12 protein-coding genes are annotated in these 15,254 nt (G+C 71.6%); 4 read left to right on the top strand and 8 right to left on the bottom strand.

The annotated features are described in order from the left end of the window. Positions 1–57: 57 nt before the first annotated feature. Positions 58–1,374, bottom strand: coding sequence for an ABC transporter substrate-binding protein (locus MT347_RS15230; RefSeq protein WP_243502145.1), 1,317 nt, complete (start codon positions 1,372–1,374; stop codon positions 58–60). 142 nt (positions 1,375–1,516) lie between these two features. After that, positions 1,517–2,548 carry a LacI family DNA-binding transcriptional regulator gene (locus tag MT347_RS15225; protein ID WP_243502144.1) on the bottom strand — a complete coding sequence of 344 codons (1,032 nt, stop codon included), beginning with the start codon at positions 2,546–2,548 and terminating at the stop codon, positions 1,517–1,519. A gap of 200 nt (positions 2,549–2,748) precedes the next feature. Between MT347_RS15225 and MT347_RS15220 the strand changes: the two genes are divergently transcribed. Further along, a complete protein-coding gene (locus MT347_RS15220) occupies positions 2,749–4,911 on the top strand; it encodes an alpha-galactosidase (RefSeq protein WP_243502143.1) in 2,163 nt (720 codons plus the stop codon). Between the two features lie 168 nt (positions 4,912–5,079). Here the strand turns inward: MT347_RS15220 and MT347_RS15215 are convergent, their stop codons facing one another. Continuing rightward, complete coding sequence (locus tag MT347_RS15215) at positions 5,080–5,925, bottom strand: aldo/keto reductase (protein WP_374206546.1); 846 nt, start codon at positions 5,923–5,925, stop codon at positions 5,080–5,082. Between the two features lie 158 nt (positions 5,926–6,083). Here MT347_RS15215 and MT347_RS15210 point away from each other — a divergent pair, with 158 nt between their 5' ends. From MT347_RS15210 to MT347_RS15200, 3 genes are all read left to right on the top strand, one after another. Next, positions 6,084–6,950, top strand: coding sequence for a helix-turn-helix transcriptional regulator (locus MT347_RS15210; protein WP_243502141.1), 867 nt, complete (start codon positions 6,084–6,086; stop codon positions 6,948–6,950). Positions 6,951–6,984: 34 nt separating this feature from the next. Then, on the top strand, positions 6,985–7,413 hold the full coding sequence (locus MT347_RS15205) for a hypothetical protein (RefSeq protein ID WP_243502140.1): 429 nt from the start codon (positions 6,985–6,987) through the stop codon (positions 7,411–7,413). 310 nt (positions 7,414–7,723) lie between these two features. Further along, complete coding sequence (locus tag MT347_RS15200) at positions 7,724–9,652, top strand: transcription antiterminator (RefSeq protein ID WP_243502139.1); 1,929 nt, start codon at positions 7,724–7,726, stop codon at positions 9,650–9,652. 676 nt (positions 9,653–10,328) lie between these two features. Here MT347_RS15200 and MT347_RS15195 read toward each other — a convergent pair. The 5 genes from MT347_RS15195 to MT347_RS15175 form a co-directional block, all read right to left on the bottom strand. Continuing rightward, positions 10,329–11,288: a hypothetical protein gene (locus tag MT347_RS15195; protein WP_243502138.1), complete on the bottom strand. Its 960-nt coding sequence runs from the start codon at positions 11,286–11,288 to the stop codon at positions 10,329–10,331. Between the two features lie 352 nt (positions 11,289–11,640). Next, positions 11,641–12,801, bottom strand: coding sequence for a non-hydrolyzing UDP-N-acetylglucosamine 2-epimerase (gene wecB, locus MT347_RS15190; RefSeq protein ID WP_243502137.1), 1,161 nt, complete (start codon positions 12,799–12,801; stop codon positions 11,641–11,643). Beyond that, positions 12,798–13,697 carry an exosortase S gene (xrtS, locus tag MT347_RS15185; protein WP_243502136.1) on the bottom strand — a complete coding sequence of 300 codons (900 nt, stop codon included), beginning with the start codon at positions 13,695–13,697 and terminating at the stop codon, positions 12,798–12,800. The genes wecB and xrtS overlap by 4 nt, the downstream gene beginning before the upstream one ends. Next, positions 13,694–15,058 (bottom strand): glycosyltransferase family 2 protein, encoded by a 1,365-nt coding sequence (locus MT347_RS15180; RefSeq protein ID WP_243502135.1) that lies wholly within the window; start codon positions 15,056–15,058, stop codon positions 13,694–13,696. The genes xrtS and MT347_RS15180 overlap by 4 nt, the downstream gene beginning before the upstream one ends. Further along, positions 15,055–15,252 carry a hypothetical protein gene (locus MT347_RS15175; RefSeq protein ID WP_243502134.1) on the bottom strand — a complete coding sequence of 66 codons (198 nt, stop codon included), beginning with the start codon at positions 15,250–15,252 and terminating at the stop codon, positions 15,055–15,057. Before MT347_RS15175 ends, MT347_RS15180 begins: the two co-directional genes overlap by 4 nt. Positions 15,253–15,254 lie beyond the last annotated feature (2 nt).

The following is a 15,254-nucleotide window of genomic DNA, read 5'->3' as shown; positions in this document are numbered from 1 at the left end:
CGGTGGCGGCTCCCCCGAGCCGGCACCGCCCCCGGTCCGCGTACGGACCGGGTTGTCCTACTGCTTCGGGAAGGACGCGTCGATCTGGTCGAACGCGTCTTCCATCGAGAGCTGCCCCGCGAACCACTGCGTCAGGAATCGCCACTCCGTGCCCGCCCCTACCTCGCCGGGCATCTGGTCGGAGGCGTCGAAGCCGAACACCGTCGACTCCTTCAGCAGCTCCTGCGCCTGGGTCTGGAAGGCCGAGGTGTAGGCCGACGAGTCGAAGTCGTTGTGGGGCGAGAGGAAGATGGCCTGGCTGGCGTAGCCGTTGGTGCCGAAGTCCTTACCGACGAGGTACTCCACGACCTGCTTGGTGGCGTCATCCTTGCTGAAGGCTCCGACCAGGTCGCCGCCACCGAGCATGGCGTTGTCGGTGCCCGCGGGCGCCGGCAGCTGGAAGAAGTTGATGTTCGACAGGTCGTCGTCGGCGATCTGCGCCTTGATGTCATCGGGGAAGAAGTCCGCGATGAACGATCCCTGTCGCATCATGAAGCACTGGCCGTTGGCCGTGCCGTCGACGAAGAGCTGGTTGCCGGCCGTCTGGAAGCTGGTCGTAGCGGCAGCCTGACCGCCACCGTTGACCTGACCCTCGGCGAGGAGCTCGGCGGCCACCTTCTCTCCGGCCTGGTTGACGAGGTCGCTGTTGAAGGTCACGTCGCCGGTGATCCACTTGTTGTACTCGTCGAGGCCGCCGTAGCGCAGCACGTACTCCTCGAGCCAGTCCGTGGCGCCCCAGCCGGTGGCGGCTCCCGACTCGATGCCCACGCACCAGGGGTAGCCCAGGCCGTCGGACTGGATCTTCTGCGCGAGCGCCGTCATCTCGGCATCCGTGGTGGGCACGGTCAGCCCCGCCTTCTCGAACGCGGCCGGGTTGTACCAGACGAGCGACTTCACGTTGATCGAGTAGGGGAGGCCGAACGTCTGGCCACCGTCCTGGGCGATGGTCTCGAGGCCGTTGGCCTCGTCGGCCGTGATGGCGGCGACGTCGATGCCGAGGTCTTCGAAGGGGTAGAGGTCTTTCAGCTGGCTCTTGAGCACGCCCGGCTGCGGGTAGATCGCGATGTCGGGCGGGTTGCCGGCGGACACCTTGGACACGACCGCCGTCTGGAAGTCCGTGCTGCCCGAGTAGGTCGCCGTGATACCGCTGGTCTCGGACCACTTGTCGAGGTCCGCCTGGAACGCCTGCGCCTGAGCATCGGTGAAGGCACCCATGATGGTGACTTCCTGATCGCCCTCGCTGCCGGCATCGCCGCCGCCCCCGGCTGCGCACCCACCCAGCAGGAGGGTCGCCGCGGTCACGGCCCCGATACCAATGATTCGCTTCTGAAGCATCGTCACTTCGTCCTTTCGTGTGGGGCGCAAGCACCCCCAAAACGTTTTCTGCTGGAACGATAGCGAATCGAATCCCGTCCACAAAAGGTTTTATGTCACGGACTGGTAACGATGAAAATCGGAACCCGGGGGCCGCGGGCCGTCAGGCGCGAGGCGGGCGCACGGATCCGCGCGTGACGAGCGCGCCCGGGATCACGTGGTCGACAGGCCCCTCGAGCGTGCCGCCGTCCAAGAGGTGGAGCAGGCTGTTGACCGCCCATCGCCCCATCTCGTAGTGAGGGAGCGCGACCGTCGTCAGGCCGGGCAGCAGTGCCTCGGCGACGGGACGGAAGTCGTCCACGCCGATGACGGAGAGATCCTCGGGGATGGAGAGTCCATCGATGTTCGCCGCCTGATAGACCCCCATCGCGAGAGGGTCGTTGAAGCAGAACACGCCGGTCACCTCGTCGGAGACCGAGCGCAGCCGGCGCCAGGCCTCGCGCCCGGCGGCGGCGTCCGCGTCTCCGGGGACGGGGATGACGAGGGGGCTCAGGCCTGCGTCGGCGAGGACGCTGCGGTATCCCTCCTCGCGAAGATCGGTGCCGCGACCGGGCTGGTCGATGGTCAGGTGGGCGATGTGTCGGTGACCGGCCGCCACCAGTGCTTCCGTGGCCAGGCGGCCGATCTGGGTCTCGTCCGGCACGACGGACGGCACTCGACCATCGGTGTCGGCGGTGTCGACCATGACGGAGGGAACACCCCGCATCGCCTCTGGCAGGGTCGTGGCGTCGTGGTGGAACATGCGGGCGTACACCACCGCGTCCACGCGCGCCGCGAGGAGCGACGAGATCTGTCTCGCCTCGATGTCCTCGTCTTCGTTCGAGTTGACCACGACCAGCAGCTGGTCCCGCTCCGCGGCGGCTTCCTGGGCCCCGACGATCACGCGCGTGGCGAACGGCGTGGTGGCGATGTTGTCGGAGACGAACCCGAGGATGTGCGTCCGGCGGCCCCGAAGGGCGCTGGCGTGCCGATTGGGTGCGTACCCGAGTTCGCGGGCGACATCGGCGACGCGTGCCCGGGTCGCGGCGGCGACCTGACCCTTGCCGCTCAGCGCGTGGGAGACGGTCGTTATCGATACGGATGCCGCCCTCGCGACGTCTTCGATCCCGACCGGGCGCGATGGTCGTGATGCCATCGTGATGCCCTCTTTCTCTCTCGGTGGTGCCGTGCCACCCCACCCTAGACGCGGGCTCGGGGCGACCCGTGGTCCGCCGTCGGGTCCACGGGAGTTGCGCGCGGCCGTGCACCTGACCGTAGACTTCCTCAAAACGTTTTGCTACTCCGCTGCTCGATTGCCGCCCGGCGGCGCGCCGCACCGATAGGACAGGGTCACCGATGACACTCGCTACGTCGAGCGATGACACGCTCACCGCTCTCGAACTGGTACATCTGCGCCGGGGAGGCACCAGTGTGGTGATCGATCCGGCGGCCCCTTCCGGGCCCGCGATCGTGCACTGGGGACGCGAGCTCACCGCCTCGACCCCCGCAACGCTCAGGCGGCTCGCCGATGCCGCCGTCCCCCAGCGGGTGTCCGGCGGCCTCGACGAGACGGGCATGCTGAGCGTCCTCCCGACCCCCGCGCGAGGATGGCTGGGGACCCCGGCCGTCGAGGTGCTCCGAGACGGCCACAGCGTGAGCCTGAAGTTCACGCTCGTGGATGTCACGCGTTCCGCGGGCGGGGTCGACATCGACGTGGCGGATGCCGACGCCGGCGTCAGCGCCCGCGTACGCGTCGCGATCGGGGAGGGCGGCGTTCTCCACCAGCAGCTCACGCTGCGCAACAGTGGCGTGGACGACCTCACGGTCCTGAGCGCCACGGCCTCGTTCCCCGTCCCGTGGGAGCAGACGGAGATCCTCGACACCACGGGCCGACACCTCCGCGAGCGGTCGCCCCAGCGGCGCGCGTTCACCTTCGGCACCCACCTGCGCGAAAGTCGCCGGGGACGCCCCGGTGCGGATGCCACCCTGCTCCTGGCCGTCGGGCGACCCGGGTTCGGCTTCGAATCGGGCATGGTCCACGGCATCCACGTGGCGTGGAGCGGCAACCACCGCGTCCTGGCGGAACGTGCCGTAACGGGGGAGGCGTTCCTCGCCGGCGGCGAACTCCTGTCCGCGGGCGAGGCCGTCCTCTCACCCGGAGACTCCTACGCCGCCCCGCCGGTGCTCGGCTCCTGGGGGGAGGGGCTCGACGAGCTGGCGCACCGTTTCCACTCGGAGTGGCGGGCGCGCCCGCAGCACCCCCGTCGTCCTCGACCCGTGACGATCAACACCTGGGAAGCGGTCTACTTCGACCACAGCCTCGACCGGCTCCTCCGCCTCGCCGACGCCTCCGCGCGCGTCGGGGTGGAGAGGTTCGTCCTGGACGACGGGTGGTTCCACGGGCGTCGAGACGACACGGCCGGGCTGGGCGACTGGGTCGTCGACGCCGCGGTGTGGCCGGACGGCCTGCACCCCCTCGTCGACCACGTGCGCGCGCTCGGCATGGAGTTCGGGTTGTGGGTGGAGCCCGAGATGGTCAACCCCGACAGCGATCTGGCTCGCGCGCACCCCGAGTGGATCCTCCGAAGCCGAACCGAGCTGCCCCCATCGGCGCGCCAGCAGCAGGTCCTCGATCTCTCCCACCCCGACGCGTTCGACCACATCGCCACACGTCTGCTCGCGCTGCTCGCGGAGTACCCCATCGCCTACCTGAAGTGGGACCACAATCGCGACCTCGTCGACGCCGGTGGGGGGCCGGGAAGCGCCTCCCACGTCCGCGCGCACACCCTCGCGCTGTATCGACTGATCGATCTGCTGAAGGAGCGGCATCCCGACCTCGAGATCGAGAGTTGCGCCTCCGGCGGGGCCCGCGTCGACCTCGGCATCCTCGATCGCACCGATCGCATCTGGACCAGCGACTGCCTCGACCCCACGGAACGGCTCACCAATCAGCGGTACACCGCGCTGGTCGTCCCCCCGGAGATGATGGGCATGCACCTCACCAGCCCCGTCGTCCACTCCACGCACCGCGCCGTCGACCTCGGCTTCAGCGCCGCCGTCGCCCTCTTCGGGCACTTCGGCGTCGAATGGGACCTCACTACCGTCGACGACGTCGACTCGGCGGCCATCGCCGAGTGGATTGCCCTCGCGCAGCGCCTCCGCCCGCTCGTCGCCACCGGACGCGTGGTCAACGTCGACGGCGTAGAACCGGGTATCGACGTGCGCGGCATGGTGGCGCACGACCAGGCCTCCGCGGTGTTCGTCGTTTCGCAGACCGACACCACCGCGGCCTATCCACCGGGACGTCTCCGCCTCCCCGGACTCCGCCCGGACGACCTCTACCGGATGCGCATCCTCGCACCCGCCGGGGGGGACATCGGCCCGGGCCAGTCACGACTGGGGTGGATGGAGGGGGAGACCATCCTCACCGGGCAGGAATGGGGCACCGTCGGCATCCGACCCCCCGTGCAGTTCCCGCAGCACGCGACCGTCCTCGAGCTCACGCGAGTCGTTCCCTAGGCGATCACGCGGGTACGGGGGCTTCGGCGCGAGATGTCGGCTCGCCGCGTCCGAAAGCCGGCGGTGCGCGCGGCCCGCGTCGCCGTCGACCGGATGCCGTGACGCACGGCGCGCCACGCCCGCGGGGTCTCCTCGGGCGTGGCGCGATACCGGCCGCTGAGGGCGGGATCAGTCTTCGGCGCGGCCGGCCAACCACCGCACCATCGCGGGATCGGTGTGCGAGAAGAACTGCGACTCGCCGGCATCCATCGTCGCGATGCGGCTCAGGTCGTCGGCGGACAAGGCGAAGTCGAGCACGTCGGCGTTCTGCCGCATGCGTTCGAGCTTCAGCGACTTGGCGAGCGACACGACGCCGCGCTGGAGCAACCAGCGCAGCACGACCTGGGCGGGCGCCTTGCCGTACTTCTCGCCGATCTCGACGAGCACCGGGTGCGTGAACAGGTCGTTCTTGCCCTCGGCGAAGGGAGCCCACGCCTCGAGGACGACGCCCTCCTCGGCGAGGAGGTCCTGGTAGTCGACCTGCTGATGGAAGGGGTTGGTCTCCATCTGATTCACCGCCGGGACGACGTCGCTGAACTGGATGAGGTCGACGAGGCGGTCGGGGGCGAAGTTGGAGACGCCGATCGCGCGGATCCGGCCCTCCATGTGCAGCTTCTCCATGGCTCGCCATTCGCCGTAGTAGTCGCCGAAGGGCTGGTGGATCAGGTAGAGGTCGAGGTAGTCGAGGCCGAGCTGGCGCAGGGAGGTGTCGAACGCCTCGAGGGCACCCTGCTCCCCGCGCTTCTGGATCCAGAGCTTGGTCGTGACGAAGAGCTCCTCGCGCGCAACGCCGCTGGCGGCGATGCCCCGACCGACGGCCTCCTCGTTGCCGTAGCTGGCGGCCGTGTCGATCAGGCGGTAGCCCGCCTGGATGGCGTCGACGACCGCCTGCTCGGTGTCCTCGGCGGGGATCTGGAAGACGCCGAAGCCGAGAAGCGGCATCTCGACGCCGTTGTTGAGGGTGACGGTGGGGATGGTGCTCATGGTCTTTCCTTTCAGCTGCGCCCTCCGGCGCACGGGGGCGAGCCGTCGCGATCCGAGGGGGTCGACGGCCAGTCAACGCCCGCTGCGCCGAGCGATACAGGCTCTCGCAGAACCACCCTCGCGCGCAGGGCCGGTCGTAGCCTCGGAGCATGGAGATCGGAAACGAGCTGCGCGAGTTCCTCGTGTCACGGCGCGCACGGATCACGCCCGAGCAGGCGAAGCTCCCCGCCCACGGCGGAAACCGTCGCGTCGCGGGGCTCCGGCGAGAAGAGGTCGCGATGCTCGCCGGGGTGAGCGTCGACTACTACACCAAGCTCGAGCGCGGAGCCGTCGGCGTGGTCTCGGAGTCCGTTCTGGATGCCGTGGCCCGGGCATTGCAGCTCACGCCGACCGAACGCGATCATCTGTTCCACCTGACGGGCACCACCGCGCCCCTGCGCACCGCCTCTCGCCCGGTCCGCGCTCTCGTCCGGCCCGCCGTTCAGCGCATCCTCGACGGTTTGGGCGAGTCTCCCGCGTTCGTCGGCACGGCGACGCGGGGAATCGTCGCGGCCAACGCCCTAGGCCGGGCGACCTACTCGCCCCTCTACGACGACGCGCCGGACGGCGTCCCCAACACCGCCCGCTACACCTTCCTGAACCCGGGGGCCAAGGACTTCTTCATCGAGTGGGACACCGCCGCGGCGAACCTGGTCGCCAACCTGCGGCGCGAACTCGGCTCCGACCCGCTGAACCGGGGCCTGCAGCAGCTCATCGACGATCTCAACCGCGAGAGCGTCGAGTTCCGGATGCTGTGGCGATCCCACGACGTGCGCACCCACGACGTCGGCATCAAGGCCATCCGGCATCCCGTCGTCGGCGATCTCCATCTCACCTTCGAGGCTCTGCCCCTCCCGGCGGACCCCGGCCAGAATCTGATCATCTACGGCGCGGAACCCGGGTCCGAGACCGCCGACCGCCTGCGCCTGCTCGCCAGCTGGAGCGCCACGACGGAGTCGTCCGATGCGGCGCCGTGACCGCGCGGGCACCGTGGCGATAGGAGCTCTGACGATGAGTGTCGCCCTCGCGGCCTGCACCTCGGCGCCGACCTCCGGCCTGCCCGCGCAGAGCACGCCGCCGATCTCCGGCGGGCCTGCGCAGAGCACGTCGCCGACGAGCCCCGTCCAGGACGCGGGGTCTTCGGCGAGTGCGTACCGCGACGGCACCTACCAGGCCCGTGGCTGGTACGGCGGCCTGCCCTCGCACCACGACGTCACCCTGACCATCGCGGACGGCTCGGTGACCGACGTCGAGATCACCACGCCCGCGCAGGACGAGACGTCCCTCGGGTACCAGCAGCGGTTCGCGGATGCGCTTCCGAACGCGGTCGTGGGTCGTCCCGTCGACGAGCTCGCCATCGATCGTCTGGCAGGTTCCAGCGGCTGCTCCGAGGGGTTCATGAACGCCCTCGCACAGATTCGGAACGGCGCGCGGCTCTGAGGCTCGTCCTCGCCGGGAGGGCGGGCCGAATCGACCGGGTGCGCGTTGCCCGGAGGCGGAGGATGCCATGTTGCGCGACCGCCCGACGTGAGGCGGCTTCCCGTTGCGAGAGCCGAGCGACGCGGACCGGCTCCCCGTTGCGACAGCCGAGCCGACGCGGACCGGCGGGAGGCTGTCGCCCCGCGTCTCGACGCTCACCCGACCCGCCCGCGAACCACAACGCAAGGGCTCTCGCGACCGGCGCCGCACGGTCCGGCGCGTGGTTGGATAAGGAGGACGCTGCCCACCGGGGCGGTGCGGAGGACGGATCGTGACGACGAAGACTCGCCAAGACCGCCTCGTGGCCCTGTTGTTGCGCGATGGGGAGTGGTCGACCGCGGCGTCGCTCGCCGATGCCCTCGGGGTCACCCCCCGCAGCGTCCGCTCCTACGTCACCGCCGTCAACGCCCGCGTCCCCGGAGGCGCGGCGATCGAGTCGGGGCCGCAGGGCTACCGCGCGGGCGGCAACGCGGCCGCGGCGCTGCGCACGATCACGGCATCGGATGCCGGCACCCCACGCGACCGCCTGCACACCCTCGTGCGGCGCCTGCTGGACGCAGCCGACGGCATCGACGTCTTCGACACCGCCGACTCGCTGCACGTCAGCCCCGCCACCCTCGAGGCCGACCTGTCACGCGTGCGCGGGCTGCTCGGCGGCACCGAGCTGACGCTCGAGCGCTCGGCATCCACCGCCCGCCTGCGGGGGACCGAGGTCGCACAACGGCGTCTGCTGTCGAAGCTCGCGCACGACGAGATGGATGCCGGTCTCTTCGACCTCGACGCGCTGCGACGGACGCTCGGGGAGCGCTCGGTCGGCGCACGCGCCTTCGGACCGTTCAAGGCCGAGCTGGTGGCCGAACTCGGGGCCCTGGGCTACTACGTCAACGAGATCGGCATCGGCGACGTGGTCATGCACATCGCCATCGCCGCCGACCGCACCACCCGCGACCGCGCCCTGGGCTCTCCGGGCGGCGACTCCTCCGACGCTGCGGCGGCCGTCGTGACGCTGCTCGACCGCCTCACCCTGAAGCACATCGGCGTGCAGCTGGGTTCCGGCGACCTGCGCCACCTCGCAACCCTCGTGCTCACCCGCATCGTCGCCCCCGGCTCCCCGGGCGGCGACGACGTGCGCGCGCGTCTCGACCCGACGGTGGAGGTCGCCGTGCGCCGGGTCGTCGAGAACGCGGCATCCGAATTCCTCGTCGACATCGCCCACGACGACTTCATCCTGCGCCTGGCGTTGCACGTGCAGAACCTCCTGGCACGCTCGCGGGAGCAGGCGTGGTCGCGAAATCCGCTGACGCGATCATTGAAGTCGACGTATCCGATGATCTTCGAGGTCGCCGTCTACATCGCCAAGGGGCTGCAGGACGGCCTCGGCATCCCGATCCTCGACGACGAGATCGCCTACATCGCCATGCACGTCGGCGGGCGGCTCGAACGCAGTCGTCGGGCCGACCAGCTGCTGACGGCGACCATCGTGTGCCCCGGGTACTACGAGATGCAGGAACTGCTGCGCTCGAGCGTCGACCGCTCGCTCGGGCAGGCGATCGAGGTCGTGGGCGTCGAGACGCGCATCGATCCGGCCTGGGATGCCATCGACACCGACCTCGTGCTCACCACGATCGACCCGCCGCGGCCGGGCGACCGCTTCGTGCGGATCCAGCCGTTCCTCACCGACGCCGATGTCGAGCGGGTACAGGCCGCGGCCGGTCGCATCCGCCGCGGGCGACGCCTGGCGCGCCTGCGGGCGGAGCTCGAGCGCTACTTCGCGCCCGAGGCGTTCGTGCGGGGCCTGGATGCCGCCGACGGCGAGGCCGGCGTCATCCGGCGCCTGGGCGGGCTGTTGGTCGAGCAGGGGGTGATCGACGAGGACTACGTGCTGCGTGCCGTCGAGCGCGAGGCGATCTCGTCGACGGCGTTCACCGACGCGCTCGCCGTGCCGCACGCGATGGGCATGACCGCGACGAAGACGCGCATCGCCATCGGCATCGCCGACCCCTCGATCGCGTGGGGCGAGGGCCGCGTGCAGGTGGTCGCGCTCGTGGCGTTCAGCGAGACCGACCGCGAGGCCTTCCAGACGGTGTTCGAGCAGTTCGTCGAGGTGTTCAGCGAACGCGACAGCGTGCAGCGGATCGTCCGCCGGGCGACGTCGTTCCCGGCGTTCCTGGATGAGCTGGTCGCGGTGATCGACGGCTGAGCGCGCCGGCGCTTCGCCGCGGCTTCTTCCCGCGTCGCGGGGCGGGGGATTGCGTCGCGGGGCGTGCCCCGGGTGGGGTGGGGGCGGAGGTTGCGCTTTGGGGCGTGAAATGTGCAGCGGGGCGGGTTCTGGACGCCCCGGTGCACATTCGGCGCCCCGGTGCGGGGTCGCTGGCGCATGTCGCGTGGCGCGGGGGTGGTGCGGCGCCGGGTGGACGCGGTTGGCGCGGACGCGGCGTGGGGGCGGAGGTTGCGCTTTGGGGCGTGAAATGTGCAGTGGGGCGGGTTCTGGACGCCCCGGTGCACATTCGGCGCCCCGGTGCGGGGTCGTTGGCGGACGCCGCGGATCGCGGGGGTGGCACGGGCGGTGCGGCGCGGGGCGGCGTCGAGCGGGCGCGGTACATGAGCGGGAGCGACGGTCGCGGGTGTGGCGCGCCCTGGCGCGGCCTCAGCGCGGCGCGGCCGTCGCGGCCCGGCCCGGCCCGAGGCGGGCGCGGTCCGGCGTGCGATCGGCCCGGCGCCGTCCCGGGCGGCGGGAGGCGGGGCCTGCTGCGCGGGGGCGTGAAATGTGCACCGGGGCGAACTCGGGACGCCCCAGTGCACATGTGGCGCCCCGGTGCGGGGAATCGGCGAAGCGCGGAGACGCGGGGGCGTGGGGCGATGCGGCGGGGGCGCTGTCAGCGCGGGGGCTCGATCCCGAACGCGCGGAGGCGCTGGCCGAGGGTGGCGGCGTCGCGGAGGTCGTCCCAGCCCCAGCGGGCGAAGCGCCTGTTCGTGGTGCCGCGAATCCAGTCCTCCCGCCGCTTCTCTCGATCGACGACCTCGAACGCAGATTGACCCGCCGCTTCGGCGAGCTCCCGGTACTTCGCCTTCCCGTCGAATTCGCCCCACGCTCCCACGTCATCCAGCCCGAAGTCGATCCAGAAGGTCCCGCCGTGCGGCGCGGCCACGGGAACCTGCAGAGACGGCGACGCGAAGCCAAGATCGAGCAGCCGCATGCGGCTGACGCTCTCACCCGGGAGCTGCGCGCGACCGTCCGCAAGGTGGAGGATCCGCTCCGCGGTGCGTCGATTCCGCGTCGCCCGCGCCGCCCAGTCGAGAGCGTCTTGCCGAAGCCGCGACGCGGCCGCCACGTCGTACGCTCCTGGCGGCTCGAACGCATATCGCCGGAGCGCCGCGTCGGCGACGCTGAGCGCGACGTCCCGTGTGTCGTTCCTCGCGACGTCGGCGACCGTCCGGGCGAGGGGCGTGCACAGGAGGCCGTTCACCTCCTCCGCGCTTGGCTCGTGGAGGTCGCGATGCCGCACGACATCCGCGGCGGCGCCGGGGCGATCGTCTGAGGTGAGCACATGGAGCCTGCCGTCGTCCCGCAAGCAGGGGAGCCCCTGTATCGCGGCGGCCGTCGTGCCGCAGAATGTCGGCCGCGAACGACTGACGAGCGCGAGAGCACGAGCACGCAGCACGACCCTCTGCTCCGTGCGGGTGAGTCGCGCGAGGTCGGCCGCGCGGACGTATACGCCGCGCCGGACGACGGCGAGGTACCCCGCGTCGAGCTCGCGGCGCACGCGCCGGGAACCCCATCCGAGGTCGTCGAGCTGGATGCGGCGGATGAGCGGCACCGTGAGTTCCGTCGTCATCCGTCCACGATGTCGTCATCCCGTTCCGATCATCGAGGCTCGCACGGTTGACGTGGAGTAATCGGGCTCGATCGGTGCGGGGGAGGAGGGATGCCGAGTGCGCTGCTGGGGCCGAGAATGTGCAGCGGGGCGGTTCCCGGACGCCCCGTTGCACATTACGTGCCCCGTCGAGGCCCCGCCCCGGCGTGGACGCTCCACGCCGACGCACGCGCACGAGGTCCCCGCACGACGCACCGCCCCGCCGCGCTGGGCGACTCCCTCGCGCCCCGCCACCCCACCGTCGCACTGTCGCACCGCACCGCCGCCGTGCGCGACGCCCTCGCGCCCCGCCCCGCCGCACCGCCGCCCCGTACTACCGGCCGACGCCGGCGAGCTGCGGCGCGACCCGCGCCCGAACCCCCAGCAGCCTCTCGATCGCGTTGACCGCCCGCGGGGCCGCGCGACCGTCGCCGTAAAGGTTCTGCGCTCGCGACATCCGGGCGTGCAGCGACGGGTCGTCCAGCAGGGCGGAGAGCTCGCCGACCACCGCCTCGCGGCGCGTGCCGATCAGCCGCGCCGCCCCGGCGGCGACCCCCTCGCCGCGTTCGGTGGTCTCGCGGACCACGAGGGCCGGGACGCCGAGCGCCGGCGCCTCCTCCTGTACCCCGCCCGAATCGGTCACGGTGCAGTAGGCCCGCGCCAGCATCCGACCGAACTGCGCGTAGGGGAGGGGCTCGCACAGCACGACCCGGTCCGCCCCGCCGACGGCCGCGCGCACTTCGGCGCGCACCTGCGGATTGGGGTGCAGGGGAAGGACGGCCACCACGTCGGGCCTCTCCGCGACGACCTCGGCGACCGCCGACGCGATGCGGGCCAGGGGGCCGCCCCACGACTCCCGGCGATGCACCGTCACCAGCACCACGCGGTCGGCACCCGCGGCGATCTGCTCCATCGCGGGGTCGTCGAAACGGTGCGGGTGCGTCTTCTGGCGGTGGAGGGCATCGATGCCGGTGTTGCCGGTCACGACGATGTCGTCGGGGCGGATGCCCTCGGACAGGAGGTTCCGTTCGGCGGCCTCGGTCGGCGCCAGGTGCAGCGATGCCAGCGGCGCGATGAGGCGACGGTTGCCCTCCTCGGGGAAGGGCGAGCGCAGGTCGCCGGAGCGCAGGCCCGCCTCGAGATGGATGACGCGGGCGCCGGCGTAGTGGGCCGCGACCGCCGCGAGGGCGGCGCTGGCGGTGTCGCCCTGCACCACCACGGCATCCGGTGCCCCGTCCGCCCAGCGCGCGGAGAGTGCGGCGAAGATCGTCGACGTCGTTTCGGCGAGGGCGGCGCCCCGACGGAACACGTCGAGGTCGGCATCGGGGCGAATGCCGAACGACGCGTTGATCTCGGCGACCATCTCGCGGTGCTGGCCGGTGACGGTGACGGTCGTGCGGATGCCGTCGCGTCGCTGCAACTCCGCGACGAGCGGGGCGCATTTGATCGCCTCGGGCCGCGTGCCGTAGACGACGTCGATCCAGGGACGGGTCATGGGCGACTCTCCTCGTTCGGGCGGGAATCGTCTGCGCGAGACGCATCCGCCGGGGACGCCGTCGGCGGGGTCGCGGCTATGAGGGACGCATCCGCCGGGGACACCGTGGCGCGGGATGCCGCTCGCGGGGTCGCGGCAGTGCGGGACGCATCCGCCGGGGCCGCCGTCGCGCGGGATGCCCCCCGCGGGGTCGCGGCGGCGCGGGGCGCATCCGCCGGGGACGCCGTCGCGCGGGATGCCGCCCGGAGGGGCGCGGTGGCGCCGGACGCGTGCGAGGGGGATGCCGCCGGCGCTGGTGCGGGCGAGCGGGGTGCGCCCGATCGCGCCGGGGTCCGACGCGGCCCGGACTCCCGCAGCGAGATCCGCAGCAGCAGCACGATCGCCAGCACGAACCCGACGATGACGAACAACGAACCGACGTAGCGATGCACGAGGTCGAAGCCCTCACGGCCGTATGCGCCGTACGCCCAGGCGGCCGAGGCGAAGCGGACCATGTTGCAGAACACCGCGATGCCGAGTCCGACGAGCAGCCCGAGCCCCACGCGATTCGACGGCGCGCGGGTGATGCCCATGATCGCGACGGCGAGGAGCAGCAGGGGCACGGCGAGCACGGTGGTGGAGCACATCGTGGTGATGACCAGGCCCGTGACCTCGGGCGTGCCGATGCCGAACCAGACGATGGGTCCGGCGGCGACGGCGCGGCCGGGGGCGACCAGCCCGATGAACTCGCGCGCGAGGATCGCCTCGGCGGCGCGCGTCGTGGCCTCGGTGGCGATGAGGGCGGCGGCGGCGACCGCCAGCGCACCCGCGGTGACCAGACGGCCGACCCGCCCGCGTCGATCCCGGGCATCGGCGCGGCCGCCCCGGGCGCGCAGGGTCGTCACCGCGACGCTCACGACTCCACCGCCAGCAGCAGTCGGCCCGCTTCGGCGTTGCGGCGGGTCTTGGTCCAGCCGCGCTGGCCGGTCATCATGCGGCCGAAGGCGCGCACGACGCAGATGTAGCTCTGGTACATGTACAGCCAGTAGCCCAGGCCCCACAGCCCCGCGCGCCACAACGGATGCCGTTCCTCGCGCAGCACGTACACGAGCGGCCAGAGGGCGAAGGGGAGGATGCCGGTGAGCACCCACAGCGGGATGATCCAGGTCGCTCCGGCCAACCAGCCGAACAGACCGCCGGGCGAGAGGGCGCCGGAGACGACCATGGCGATGGTGACCGTGGGCCACAGCACGAACCCGATGAGCTGGATGTAGGGGATGGCGAGGAAGTACGCCGCCTCCAACGCGCCCGCGTTGGTGAAGGTGCGCGACGCGTAGATCTTGGGCAGGTAGCGCGCGCACTGCAGGCCCCCTTGGCACCAGCGGGTGCGCTGGGTCAGCAGGCGTCGCGCAGAGGGGAGGGCCTCCTGTGAGACCCAGGTGTCGTGGGCGTACACGGTGCGGTAGCCCGCGAGCATGATGCGCAGGCCCACCTCGTAGTCCTCGAGCAGGGCGTCGCCCCACGGCACGCCCTGATCGGCGGAGGCGGCGCGCAGGGCGCTGAGGCGGGTGAACTGCCCGTTGCCGCCGAGCCCGACCGAGACGGTCCGCATCCGCAGCACCTGCATCGCCGCGATGGTCGTGCGGAACTCGATGTCCTGCATGCGGATGAGGTAACGCGCCCAGGCCTGGCCGAACCGACCCTGCCCCGCGGCCGGCCGGGGGTCGTCGCGGTTGCTCATGCGCACCGCCACCTGGGTCGCGCCGACGTCGGGTGAGCCGAAGGCGGCCGGTCCCGCCGCCTGGCGCAGGGCGTTCTCGGCCAACGACCCGTCGGCGTCGAGGACGATCACGATCGTGTGATCGTCCTCGACGCCGCGGTCACCGCGCAGTCCCCGCCACTCCGCTAACCGGGCGTACGCGGCGTTCAGGGCGGCTCCCTTGCCCGTGCGGGCGTCGGGGAGCCGTCGGATCACGGCGTGCACCAGCGGGTCCGTGTCGGCGAAGCCGGCGACGATGTCGCCGGTGCCGTCGGTGCTGGCGTCGTCGATGATCCACAGATGAACCGTCGGAAAGCGCTCGCGAGTCCTCTTGATCGTCTCGGCGATCACCGCCGCCTCGTCTCGACAGGGGAGGAACGCGTGCCACTCGAACGCTGCGGGATCGCCCTCGACGGCGCCACGACGGCGGACGAAGGGGACGACGATCAGCGCCGTGTAGGTGAGGAACATCACCAGGAAGACGAAGGAGAGCGAGAAGAGGAACTCGAGGGCGTTCACGAGCGGGGGGTGTCCTCTCCGGATGCCACCTCGACGGCATCCTGTGACCGAAGACGCCGCGAGCGCCAGGCCAGCAGTCCGCCGATCACCGCTGCGCCGACCCCGACGACGGCGAGTGTCGCCGTCGGGGCCGCGTAGCCGGTGACCGCGAGAATGCCGACGGCACCGCCGCCCATCGCACCGTTGCGGTACACGT

Origin of the sequence: Microbacterium sp. VKM Ac-2923 (assembly GCF_022815605.1) — a bacterium.
Lineage (GTDB): Bacteria > Actinomycetota > Actinomycetes > Actinomycetales > Microbacteriaceae > Microbacterium.
This window is presented reverse-complemented; position numbering and strand designations above follow the sequence as displayed.